The 12,492-nt window shown below is 51.3% G+C and carries 10 protein-coding genes; 6 read left to right on the top strand and 4 right to left on the bottom strand.

All coding sequences use genetic code 11. The features are described 5' to 3' along the window. Positions 1-156: 156 nt before the first annotated feature. The 3 genes from IJG50_04200 to IJG50_04190 form a co-directional block, all read right to left on the bottom strand. Positions 157-1,548 carry an aldehyde dehydrogenase family protein gene (locus tag IJG50_04200; protein ID MBQ3379052.1) on the bottom strand — a complete coding sequence of 464 codons (1,392 nt, stop codon included), beginning with the start codon at positions 1,546-1,548 and terminating at the stop codon, positions 157-159. Between the two features lie 48 nt (positions 1,549-1,596). Beyond that, complete coding sequence (locus IJG50_04195; protein MBQ3379051.1) at positions 1,597-2,973, bottom strand: aldehyde dehydrogenase family protein; 1,377 nt, start codon at positions 2,971-2,973, stop codon at positions 1,597-1,599. A gap of 294 nt (positions 2,974-3,267) precedes the next feature. Continuing rightward, on the bottom strand, positions 3,268-3,729 hold the full coding sequence (locus IJG50_04190; protein ID MBQ3379050.1) for a macro domain-containing protein: 462 nt from the start codon (positions 3,727-3,729) through the stop codon (positions 3,268-3,270). Between the two features lie 148 nt (positions 3,730-3,877). Between IJG50_04190 and IJG50_04185 the strand changes: the two genes are divergently transcribed. From IJG50_04185 to IJG50_04165, 5 genes are all read left to right on the top strand, one after another. Beyond that, positions 3,878-4,450, top strand: a complete 573-nt coding sequence (locus tag IJG50_04185; protein MBQ3379049.1) for a biotin transporter BioY — start codon at positions 3,878-3,880, stop codon at positions 4,448-4,450. Between the two features lie 358 nt (positions 4,451-4,808). Then, positions 4,809-5,279 carry a GNAT family N-acetyltransferase gene (locus IJG50_04180; GenBank protein MBQ3379048.1) on the top strand — a complete coding sequence of 157 codons (471 nt, stop codon included), beginning with the start codon at positions 4,809-4,811 and terminating at the stop codon, positions 5,277-5,279. Between the two features lie 48 nt (positions 5,280-5,327). Continuing rightward, positions 5,328-6,743 (top strand): [FeFe] hydrogenase H-cluster radical SAM maturase HydG, encoded by a 1,416-nt coding sequence (gene hydG, locus IJG50_04175; protein MBQ3379047.1) that lies wholly within the window; start codon positions 5,328-5,330, stop codon positions 6,741-6,743. Between the two features lie 12 nt (positions 6,744-6,755). Next, the gene (gene hydF, locus IJG50_04170) at positions 6,756-7,943 is read left to right on the top strand and encodes a [FeFe] hydrogenase H-cluster maturation GTPase HydF (protein ID MBQ3379046.1); all 1,188 of its coding nucleotides are present in this window, start codon (positions 6,756-6,758) and stop codon (positions 7,941-7,943) included. A gap of 2 nt (positions 7,944-7,945) precedes the next feature. Continuing rightward, a complete protein-coding gene (locus tag IJG50_04165; protein MBQ3379045.1) occupies positions 7,946-8,665 on the top strand; it encodes a M48 family metallopeptidase in 720 nt (239 codons plus the stop codon). A 27-nt stretch (positions 8,666-8,692) separates the two neighbouring features. Here IJG50_04165 and IJG50_04160 read toward each other — a convergent pair whose 3' ends face one another. Beyond that, entirely contained in the window at positions 8,693-9,475 is a 783-nt protein-coding gene (locus tag IJG50_04160) for a M15 family metallopeptidase (protein MBQ3379044.1), read from the bottom strand. A gap of 124 nt (positions 9,476-9,599) precedes the next feature. Between IJG50_04160 and IJG50_04155 the strand changes: the two genes are divergently transcribed. Further along, positions 9,600-11,960: a glycyl radical protein gene (locus IJG50_04155; protein ID MBQ3379043.1), complete on the top strand. Its 2,361-nt coding sequence runs from the start codon at positions 9,600-9,602 to the stop codon at positions 11,958-11,960. The last annotated feature ends 532 nt before the right edge of the window (positions 11,961-12,492 follow it).

The following is a 12,492-nucleotide window of genomic DNA, read 5'->3' as shown; positions in this document are numbered from 1 at the left end:
TCCCTGTTCGTTTTCCCTGTTCGTCTTCCCCCGTTCGTCTTCCCCCGTTCGTCTTCCCCCGTTCGTCTTCCCCCGTTTGCCTTCCCAAGAAAAGAACAAGCGCCCTGCCTAACGGCAGGACGCTTGAAGGAACGAAGAAATTCTGAAAACAGAAAATTATTCGTCCAGAGCCCAAATTTCGTCGGGGGTAAGAATCTTCTTGCCCGGGATGATGTAAGCAACTCTCGTGGTATTGAGGAGGTGCTTGTAGTTGAAGTTCTCGCTGATGGAGTTGCCGCCCCAAGAACCGCAGCCAAGGCTGGAGGTCGGGATGTAACCGTTTAAGTTAACGGGCGAGCCGGAAGCAAGAAGCAGCGGCTGATTAACGAGGTAACGGCAAACAGGCATACGAGCTGCAGCCTTCTCGATGAGAGCGTCGTCGTTCGACCAGATACCGCCGGTGTGGCCTGCGCCTTCCTGGAAGTAGTTTCTTCTGCAGTTCTCGATAGCTTCGTCGGGAGTGTTGTAAGGAACGAATCTGATGATCGGAGCAAGGATCTCCTTGGAAAGGATATCCTCCTCTGCAAGGCCGTCAACTCTGCAAAGCAGGCAGATGGTCTCTTCCGGAACGCCGTCGATACCGAGCATCTTTGCAAGGCCGGAAGCCTTCTGACCAACGATCTTCGGCTGGATCTTGCCGGTCTCCTGGTTGAATGCGTTCTTTCTTACCTTATCAACTTCAGCGGGATCCTTTATGTCATAGCCGCCGTTTCTTACGAATGCGGCGATGATCTCTTCGCGCTTTGCAGCCGGAACGTGGAAGGTCTGCTCACCGGTGCAGGGAACGCCGTTGTCATAGTTGCGGCTGAACATAGCCTTCTGAGCCATGGTGTCGTAATCGGTCCAGTCGGGACCAACGATAAGCTGGGAGTTACCCTGGCCAACGCCGTAAGCCGGAGTGCCGCTGGAGTAAGCAGCCTTAACCATGCTGGGGCCGCCCGTTGCAACGATAACGTCGCAAGCGCTCATCAGTAAGCCGGTAAGCTCGATGGAGGGCTCTTCGATGGACTGAACGAGGTTAGCGGGTGCGCCGAGCTCAACGAGCTTGTCGCTCATGATCTTGCAGGCGTGTGCGGTGCACTTCTTTGCAGCCGGATGAGGAGCAACGATGATAGCGTTTCTCGTCTTTATAGCGTTCATTGCGTTGGTAGCAGCCGTAGTGGTCGGGTTCGTAACGGGAGTGATGGAAGCGAGAACGCCCATCGGCTTTGCGAACTTAAGGATACCGTCAACGTCCTTAGTGTCTTCGATAAGACCAACGGAGGGCTTGCCGCATACTGCCCACCAGGTAGCGGTGGTAACGCCCTTGTGCTTGCCGACCTTGGACTCAACGGTGCCGTACTTCGTCTCTGCAACTGCTTCCTCGGAAAGCATCTGAGCTGCATCGAATATAGCCATACCCATAGCCTTGGTAAGCTGGTCGATCTTTTCCTGCGAGAAAGTATCTAAAACTGCCTGTGCCTCTTTTGCCTTTGCAACCAGGCTCTGGATGTATTCTTTGTTATCCATAATTGGTGTTCCTCCTAATATATATATTCAGTATTGTTTTTTACAAAATTAGCCCATCTGCCAGATCTCGTCGTGGGAAGGACTGTGAACGCCCTTGAGCGGATATGCCACTCTCGTAGTGTTCATGAAGTGATAGTAAGTGAGGTTCTCACTGATGGAGTTGTTGCCCCACGAACCGCAGCCCAGCGAAGAAGTAGGCATAAGGCCGTTCTGCTGTCTGCCGCTGCCTGCAACGTTCGGCTGATTTACAACCATGCGGCATACGGGGATACGGTCGCCTGCCAGCTTGATGTTGTCGTCGTCTAAGGAGTAAACGGTTGCGGAGTGGCCTGCGCCTTCCATAAGGAGGTTCGTTCTTGCATGCTCAACGCCTTCTGCAAAGGTCTCGCACGGTAATACGCGGAGGATCGGGCACATGATCTCGCGTGCCAGGGGCTCGCCCTTGCCGCACTTGTCAACTCTCATGATGAGAAGCTTAGCGTCTTCGGGGCATCCCTCAACGCCTGCAAGCTTGCAAGCCTGGGGCGGGAGCTTACCAACGATCTGAGTGTTCGGTCTGCCTTCGGGAGTGAAAGCGATCTGACGGATCTTATCTATATCAGCTGCATCCTTAACTTCCCAGCAGCCGTTGTCAACGAGAGCCTTGATAACTGCGTCTTCCTTGCCCTTCGGAACGTGGATGGTCTGCTCACCGGTGCAGGGAACGCCGTTGTCATAAGCGCGGCTCATGATGATGTTCTTAGCCATGGTGTCGTAATCGGTGTAAGTGGTATCCAAAACTACCTGTGCATTACCCTGGCCTACGCCGAAGGAAGGCTTGCCGCTGGAGTAAGCTGCCTTAACCATGCCGGGGCCGCCCGTTGCAACAACAACGTCTGCAAGCTCCATAGCGAGGTTCGTAAGCTCTAAGGACGGCTCTTCGATGCACTGAACGAGGTCAGCGGGAGCGCCGATGGAAACGAGAGTCTCACGGATGATGTCAACAGCGTGCTTCGAGCACTTCTTTGCGCTCGGATGAGGAGCAACAACGATAGCGTTTCTGCACTTTAATGCCGGCATAGCGTCTGCGATAACAGTCGTAGTCGGGTTCGTGCTGGGGGTAACGCAAGTGATAACACCCAGCGGCTTTGCAAACTCGATAAGACCTCTCTCGGGGATCCTCTTAACGATACCAACAGACGGCTTGCCTCTCATAGCGAGGTACTGGTTTGCGCAAACGCCTGCGTGCTTAGCTACTTTACCGGGAACGTTGCCGAAATGAGTCTCTTCAACGGCTTCCTTGGAAAGCTCTTCTCTTGCATCGTAGATAGCCTTACCGATGGCTCTTACCATCTTGTCTACCTGCTCCTGGCTGTAAGTCTCGATAGACTCCTGCGCCTTTCTGCCCTTGTCAATAAGGCTCTGGATGTATTCTTTGTTGTCCATGTTCTGTTTTCCTCCTACAGTTTATTTTAATTTTGATATGCGAAAGATATGTTGACACGCCGTATCGAATCCTTTGTGCCCGGCGCAACCCATTTACACAAGCACAAAAGAATCGAAAAAAGCGCGTCTCCATATTCGGGAAAAAGTATAAAGGAAAAATCCTTCATACACAGTATATTGTATCAGTTGCATTCGTTGCTGTCAACAGCAAAAAAAACAAATATACAGCCAAAATTATGTCATTTTCATAATGTTTTCAGTTTGTTAATACTTTTTAAGCTTTCTTATCGTTTTTCAGCCGAACAGCACGAGATATACGTCCATCTCATTCGAAGAAAGGAAATCGTTTATCGCGCGCTCTGCCGTTTTTTGCGCCTCCTCTTTGGGATAGCCGTATATTCCCGCCGAGATGAGCGGGAACGCGATGCTTTTGCAGCCGTGCTTTTTCGCAAGAGCGAGCGAGTTTTTATAGCAATCGTACAAAAGCTTTTCTTCGCCGTTTTCGCCGCCTGTGTATATCGGGCCTACGGCGTGTATCACGTATTTTGCCCTAAGCGCGTAAGCGCCCGTTATAACGGCCGAGCCCGTGGGGCAGCCGCCTATCTTTTCGCATTCCGCCGAAAGCTCCTTATATCCCGCCGCGCGAAAAATCGCGCCGCACACTCCCCCGCCGGGCAAAAGGCGGCTGTTCGCCGCGTTCACTATCGCGTCGGCCTCTACCTTCGTTATATCGCCGTGTATTATTTTAAAAGGCATTTTTGTCCCCTCCTTTATATAATATGATACCACATTTTTATCAGATATCGCAATCATGTATTGTAAACCTAAAAATAAATTTTAACGGTTGACAATATGTTTTCGCCGTGCTATACTTCAAAGCACAGTATAAAAGGAGGGCCTTAAAATGACTAAAGCCGCCGAAAACAAGGACAGGCTCACAACAAGGGAGCTTGTATATATCGCGCTGTTCGCCGTTCTCATCGTTGTCTGCTCGTGGATATCCATACCCACGCCGATGGGCATACCCGTTACGCTTCAGACGTTTGCGATATTTCTGACACTGGGGCTTTTGGGCGGCAGGCGCGGGACTTTAAGCCTTATCATATTTATCCTTTTGGGCCTCGTGGGGCTTCCCGTTTTTTCGGGCTTTCGCGGCGGCATGGGCGTGCTTTTCGGCACGACGGGCGGATATATAATAGGCTTCGTTTTTTCGGCGCTCCTCTTTTGGCTTATCACCGCGAAGCTCGGAAACAAAACTCTTATTATTATAGCAGCAATGATACTCGGTATCATCGTTTGCTATGCCTTCGGCACGGCGTGGTTCGTTGTAATGTACACCGCGGGCGCGGGCGAAATAAGCGTGCTCGGCGCGCTTTCAAGCTGCGTTTTCCCGTTTATTATACCCGACGCCGTAAAAATAGCTCTCGCCGTGCTGCTCACATCAAAGCTTTCGCCCCGCCTCAGACTGTCAAAATAGGGCTCCGCCTAAGACTGTCAAAACAGGCGCTTGTTTACGCGCGCGGCAAGGTTTTCGCCCCGCCCCAAAATTTGACCTCGCTTTTTGCGCCCTTTGTTTTCCCTCTTTATATATGAAGAAACGAAGGGCGCAAAGTTTTTATACCAAACCGTATTGATTTTTTTATAACGATATGTTATCCTTTAGATGCTGAGGCGAAGGAAGCTTCCGACGCCGAAGCGCAGTATATACCGGCTGACGCCGAAGTTCTTTCTGAGGCGAAAGGCGTGGATTTAAGCATACTTAAAAAAACGCCCCGTCGGGCGTTTTTTTGATTTTTTGCTTTGCCGCTCAAAAACCAAGAAGGTAACGCATATTTATGAGAAAAACATTTGAAGCTATTGAATATAAAAAAGAATTTGAGCCGCTTCTTTTGGCCTTTTTAAAAAACTGCCTGCCCGAATCGGGAAGGAAGCTCGACATAAGCGGACGCCATAAGTATTATCTTGATATCGAGAATTATTTCAGGCGCTTCTGGTGCATGTTCGACGGTGAAAACATCGTCGGCACCGTCGCCGTGTCGGAATTAGACAAAAAGAGCTGCGAGCTTAAATCGCTTTACCTTTTGGAGTGGTATCACGGTTTGGGCTACGGCAGGCGGCTTTTAGAGAAGGCCATTTCATTTGCAAAAGAGAGCGGCTATGAAAAAATGTATCTCGAATCGCTTTCAAAAAGCAAAAAGGCTTTGGCGCTGTACAGAAAAAAGGGCTTTGTCGATACCGAGAAATACAACGAAAGCGAATATACAGACGTATTTATGGTCCTTGACCTTAAAAAGAATTGCGACTGATAGCTTTAAACGCATTTTACATACTTAAATATAAAGGGGAAAACAGACATGTACGATCCTAAATCGAAAAAGGCCGAAGAGTTTATCGACCACGACGAGGTGATAAAAAGCCTTAAATTTGCCGAAGAAAACAAGCATAACGAAAAGCTTCTCCGTGAGATATTAGAGCGCGCAAAGCTTCGTAAGGGTCTTTCACACCGCGAGGCCACGGCCCTTTTGGAGTGCGACATAGACGAGATAAACGAAGAGATATTAAAGCTTGCGGGACAGATAAAGCGCGACTTTTACGGAAACCGCATCGTCATGTTCGCGCCGCTGTATCTTTCAAACTACTGCGTGAACGGCTGCCTTTACTGCCCGTATCACTTGAAGAACAAGCACATAAAGAGAAAGAAGCTTACGCAGGAGGAGATAAAAAACGAAGTCACGGCGCTAATGGATATGGGACACAAGCGTCTTGCCATAGAGGCCGGAGAGGACCCCGTTAATAATCCGATAGAATATATATTGGAAAGCATTAAGACGATATACAGCGTGAAGCATAAAAACGGCGAGATACGCCGCGTAAACGTAAACATCGCGGCGACTACCGTTGAAAATTACAGAAAGCTCAAAGAAGCCGGCATCGGAACGTATATCCTCTTTCAGGAGACGTATCACAAAGAAAGCTACGAGCGCCTTCATCCGACGGGCCCGAAGCACGATTACGCCTACCACACGGAGGCCATGGACAGGGCTATGGAGGGCGGCATAGACGACGTGGGACTGGGCGTTTTGTTCGGGCTCGAGCTTTACCGCTACGAGTTCGCCGCGCTTTTAATGCACGCGGAGCATCTTGAAGCCGTGTTCGGCGTAGGCCCCCACACGATAAGTATGCCCAGAGTAAAGCGCGCCGACGACATAGACCCTGACGTCTTCGACAACGGCATAAGCGACGACCTTTTCGCAAAGATATGCGCGCTCATAAGAATAAGCGTGCCCTACACCGGCATGATAATCTCAACGCGCGAAAGCCAGTCCGTGAGAGAGAGGCTCCTTTCGCTCGGCGTATCGCAGATAAGCGGCGCGTCGCGCACGTCCGTCGGCGGCTACTCCGAAGAGGAGCGCCCGCACGATACGGAGCAGTTCGACGTGTCCGACACGCGCACGCTCGACGAAGTCGTGCGCTGGCTCGTAGACTTGGGATATATCCCCTCCTTCTGCACGGCATGCTACCGCGAGGGGCGCACAGGCGACAGATTTATGAAGCTTTTAAAGAGCAATCAGATACAAAACTGCTGCCATCCGAACGCGCTCATGACGTTGAAGGAATACGCACAGGACTACGCCTCGCCCGAAACGAAGGCCATTGCCGACAGACTCATACTCGACGAAACGAAAAACGTGCCCAACGAAAACGTGCGCCGCATAGTTTTAGACAACTTAAAAAAGATAGAATCAGGTTCGCGCGATTTCAGATTTTAGGAGGTTTTAAGAGTGGGACTTAACGACGCCCCCGCAGCCGAGCGCATACACATAGGCTTTTTCGGCTGCACGAACGCCGGAAAATCAAGCGTTGTGAACGCCGTTACGGGGCAGGACCTTGCCATAGTTTCCGACGTTTCCGGCACAACGACAGACCCCGTCTTAAAGACGATGGAGCTTCTGCCTTTGGGCCCCGTAGTTATAATAGATACAGCCGGTATCGACGATACGGGCGAGCTTGGGCGGCTTCGCATGAAGAAAAGCCGCGATATTTTACGAAAGACGGATATTGCTATTCTCGTCGCGGACGCAAAGAAAGGCCTCTCCCCCGCCGACCGCGCGCTTATAGAAGACTTTAAGCGCCTTTCGGTGCCGTATATCGTCGCATTCAATAAGTGCGACCTTTTAAGCCGCGTTCCCACAGCGAACGAAGGCGAAATATACGTAAGCGCGAAAAGCGGCGAGAATATAGAAGAGCTTAAAGAGCGCATAGCCGCCTTAAAGCCCGAAGCGAAAGAAAAGCCGCTCATCGCAGACAAGCTTTCGCGCGGCGATATCGTCATACTCGTCGTGCCGATAGACAAGTCTGCGCCGAAGGGCAGGCTCATTCTTCCCCAGCAGCAGACGATACGCGATATTTTGGGCGCGGGCGCGCTTTCGCTCGTTACGGGCGTTTCGGAGCTTTCCGGCGCGCTGTCTCTTCTTTCGGGCAGGGTGCGCATGGTGATAACGGACAGTCAGGTATTTTCCGAGGTCTCACGCATAGTGCCGCATGACGTGCCGCTTTGCTCGTTCTCGATACTTTTCGCGCGCTTCAAGGGCGACCTTAAAACGCTTGCGGGCGGCGCAAGCGTTCTTAAAAGCCTTCCCGACGGCGCGCGCGTGCTCATAAGCGAGGGCTGCACGCATCACCGCCAGTGCGAGGACATAGGCACGGTAAAGCTGCCGGACTGGATACGTAAGTATTCGGGGCGCGATATAAAATTCGAGTTTACGTCAGGCGGAGAGTTCCCCGACGATCTGTCCCGCTTCTCGCTCGTCGTCCACTGCGGCGGATGTATGTTAAACGAGCGCGAAATGAAGCACCGCATCGCAAGGGCAAAGCTTGACGGCGTGCCTATAACGAATTACGGCACGGCCATAGCCGAAATGAAGGGCATTTTAAAAAGAAGCCTTGAGATATTCCCCCAAGATTTATGAAAATGGGTAATATATCAGTGCGCGCCGTATCATATAAGGGCACGATAATAGAATATACCCTTGAAAGAAAGGCCGTAAAAAATATAAACCTCCGCGTTCGCCCCGACAAAAGCGTATACGTCTCGGCAAACAGCTTCGTGCCCGTAAGCGTTATAGACGAGTTCGTCTCTTCAAAGGGCGCCATGATCTTACGCGCGAAAAAAAGCGCCGATTTATCGCAAAAGGCCGCGCCCGCGCACAGAAGATATAAAGACGGCGAGGCCTTTTGCTTTTTGGGCAAGACGTTCTATCTTAAAAAAACGAGCGGCTCAAAAGAGGCGGCTTTTACCGACGGCCAAAACCTTTGTCTCATACAAAAGGACGTTTCCGACGCCGCGCGCTCCGAAAAGCTTGTAGGCGCGTTCACGCTCGATCTGTGCAAAAACGTATTTTCGGCGCTTTTAAAAAAGCGCTATCCCGATTTTGCGCCTTATACGCGCGGCCTCCCCACGCTTCGCATACGCACGATGAAGTCGCGCTGGGGCTCGTGCATACCGGCAAAAAACGTGATAACGCTCAATACGCGCCTTATCGAAAAGCCGCCGGATGTCATAGATTACGTTGTGCTGCACGAATACTGCCACTTCGTTCATCCCAACCATTCAAAGGCGTTTCATGCGCTCGTGGGCCGCTTTATGCCCGACTGGAAAAAAAGAAAAGCGCTTCTTAACTCACATCGTTAAGAAGCGTTTTTTATATATATATGCTCTCTACTCTGCCGCCACGGACTCTTTGCTTACGGCAAACGTGAAATACGTATCGGGATACGGCTCGTCTTCAAGCGTGAAGTGCCACCATTCGGTGTCAAGCGGCTTAAAGCCGTGCGCCGTCATTGCTTCGCGCAGTATCATGCGGTTATTATACTGCTCCTCGGTTATATCGGTATAATCGGGGTGGCTTTTCTCGCCGAAATAGTCGAACGTGCCGCCCATGTCCACCTCTTTTTCCGTCGTCATATCAAACAGCGTAAGATCGAGTGTGCTCCCTCGGCTGTGACCGGAGCGCGAATATATGTATCCCAGCGGAAAAAGCGTATTTTTTTCAAGCTCCGGATAAAAATACGGCTTCATCAAAACATCATTCGGATCCTCAGACCATCTTACGAAATGGTCCACCGCCATCTGAGGACGGTACGCGTCGTATATTTTAAGGCGGTAGCCTTTCGCTGCAAGCTCGTCGCTCACATCCTTCAATGCGGCCGCCGCTTCCTTTGTAAGAAGCGCCACCGGCTCCTCGTATCCGTCGATACGCTCCCCTACGAAATTATACGTAGAATAATATCGTATCTCCAATATAACGTCCGGCACGGCGTCGCTTAAAAGCACAAAGTCAGAGGCGTCGTCGGATAATTTTACGCCGTCCTCCGCCGTTTGAACGTTAGCCTCCGGCGAGCTGCCGTTAGCGTCTTCGCCGGCCTTATCGCCGCTGCATCCGCAAAGCAAAGCCGCGATTATAAGAAGTACGACGGCAAGCGCCAAAGTTTTCTTTTTCATGTCTCATCCTCCGATAATATTTCTTTATATTTATTATATATGCTTTTATTCCCATCGTCAACCGCGTGCCGCGTATTGACCGCCGCGCGCCTTTGGGGTATAATGCCACGGGGAGGTTTTTTACATGACTGAACGCATAAAAAGATTAAGAGAGCAAAGTCTTAACACGGCGCCCCGCATAGATATGGAGCGCGCCCGCCTTGAGACGGAATTCTATAAAGAAAACTTGGGTACGATGAGCGTGCCTATGCTTCGCGCCTCCTTGCTTAAATATATAATGGAGCATAAAACGCTCCACTTCGGCGAGGACGAGCTTATAGTGGGCGAAAAGGGCGCGTCTTTACAGATGGCTCCCACCTTTCCCGAGCTTTGCTGCCATACGGTGAGCGATATGCTCACGATGGACCGCCGCGAGCTTATCTCTTTTAAGGTGACTGATGAAGACGTCGCGTTTCAGCGCGACGTTATAATACCGTTTTGGGAAAAACGCAGTATGCGCCAAAGGATCATAAATGAAATGAGCGACAAATGGAAGGCCTGCTACGAGGCGGGCGTTTTCACAGAGTTTATGGAGCAGCGCGGCCCCGGCCACACCGTCGGAAGCGAAAATATATATATAAACGGCTTTCTTGACTATAAAGCAAAGATCCGCGCCGCCATTTTCTTCCTCGACTTCAACTACGACAATAACGCGTTTTCGCGTCTTGAACAGCTTCACGCAATGGATACGGCCTGCGACGCTATAATGATACTGGGAGAGCGTTACCGTAAGCTTGCGCTTTCGCTTTACGAAAAGGAGACAAACGAAAAGCGGCGCGCCGAGCTTTTAACCATAGCCGAAAACTTTAAGGTCGTGCCTGCGAACAAGCCGGAAACTTTTCATCAGGCGCTCCAGATGTACTGGCTCGTTCACCTGTGCGTAACTACCGAGTTAAATCCCTGGGACGCATACAGCCCCGGCAGACTGGACCAGCACCTTTATCCCTTCTACAAACGCGATATCGAGGCGGGCAGGATCACGCGCGAAGAGGCCTTAGAGCTTATGGAATGCCTGTGGATAAAGTTCAACAATCAGCCCGCTCCGCCCAAAGTAGGCATAACGCTTAAAGAGAGCGGCACTTACACCGATTTTGCCAATATAAACACGGGCGGCTTAACTCCCACGGGCGAAAACGGCGTAAACGACGTAAGCTATATCATCCTTGACTGCATGGACGAGATGCGCCTCTTACAGCCCAGCTCCAACGTGCAGATAAGCCGAAAGAATCCTGACGAGTTCTTATACCGCGCCTGCGAAATATCGAAAAAAGGCTGGGGACAGCCCGCCTTTTACAACACCGAGGCGATAATCGCAGAGCTTTTGAACGCGGGCAAGTCGCCTTTCGACGCTTACCGTGGCGGTACTAGCGGCTGCGTTGAAACGGGCGCCTTCGGAAACGAGGCCTATATCTTAACAGGATACTTCAACCTGCCGAAGATCCTCGAGCTAACTTTAAACAACGGCTATGACGAGCGCACAAAGCGTCAGCTCGGATTAGAGCTCGGCTTCGCTTCCGATTTTAAGACGTATGAACAGCTTTTTTCGGCTTATAAAGAGCAGGTGGGCTATTTTATAGATATAAAGATCCGCGGCTCAAACATAATAGAACAGCTCTACGCAAAATATATGCCCGTACCCTTTTTGTCCGTGATAACGAATGACTGCATAAAAAAAGGGCTCGACTACAACGCGGGCGGCGCGCGCTACAATACGTCGTATCTTCAGGGCGTAGGCATAGGAACGATAACGGATTCGCTTACGGCGATAAAGTATAACGTATTCGATAAAAAGCGCTTTAAGATGAGCGAGCTTGCCGCGGCGCTCAAAAACAACTTCGAAGGCTTCGAGCGCATACACGCGCTCGTTAAAAACAAGACGCCGAAATACGGCAACGACGACGATTACGCCGACGGCGTTATGCGCGAGGTGTTCGAGTTTTACCATTCTTACGTTACGGGACTTCCGAACACGCGCGACGGCATGTGGCGCATAAATATGCTGCCCACCACATGCCACGTCTACTTTGGCGAGGTGATGGGCGCAAGCGCGAACGGAAGGCTTTCCGGAAAACCCGTATCGGAGGGCATATCCCCCGCAAAGGGCGCAGACGTTTACGGCCCCACCGCCGTTTTAAAGTCGTGCGCGAAGATGGATCATTTTAAAACGGGCGGTACGCTCTTAAATCAGAAGTTCGTCCCCTCAGCCGTTTCGGGAGAGGACGGCACGAAAAATTTAGGCGCGCTCATACGCGCATATTTCAATATGGGCGGACATCATATACAATTCAACGTGATAGACGAAAAAACGCTTCTCGACGCGCAGGCGCATCCCGAAAATCACCGCGATCTTATCGTGCGCGTCGCCGGATACAGCGACCACTTCAACAATTTAAGCTGCGCGCTTCAGGACGAGATAATAGAGCGCACGGCGCACGAGGCGTTTTGACGAAATGCGCGCATCCGCGTGATCTCCCCCGCCGAACGGGAACGTTTTGGCGGGGCGTTTTTTTGCGCCCCCGCCCGCCCCCAAGGAGCGTAAGCCGACGCGGCGTCCCGTATTCCTACGCATACGCCCCGCACGAGTCGCGGGCGTTCCAAAGCCTTCCCCTTTGAGGGGAAGGTGCCCCGCAGGGGCGGATGAGGTGTTTTAGAACTGCGTTCCATGATTCCTTTTCAATTATCCTTTTTCTTGCTTAAAAGCAAGAACCAATTCTTAGAACCAAGGTTCTAATACTCCTATCCCCCTGCCGGGGGGGCGTACTTTTGCAAACAAAAGTACCAAAATTTCCGAGAGGCTGCCGCCTCTCGGACTCTGGGCTCCCTCGCTCCAACACCGCCTCTCGGCGGCGCCAGCCGCTCGGCGTTACTCAAATATAACTTATGTCTCGCCATCTACTGGAGATAAGCGCAATTTGCTTTATAGCTTGGAGCCTTTTCGCCATGAGGGCGCATTCTAGATACTTCCTTCCCCACTGGTG

This window comes from Clostridia bacterium (assembly GCA_017405765.1).
GTDB lineage: Bacteria > Bacillota > Clostridia > Oscillospirales > RGIG577 > RGIG577.
The sequence above is the reverse complement of the archived record's forward strand: the minus strand, read 5'-3'. Positions and strand labels throughout refer to the sequence as shown.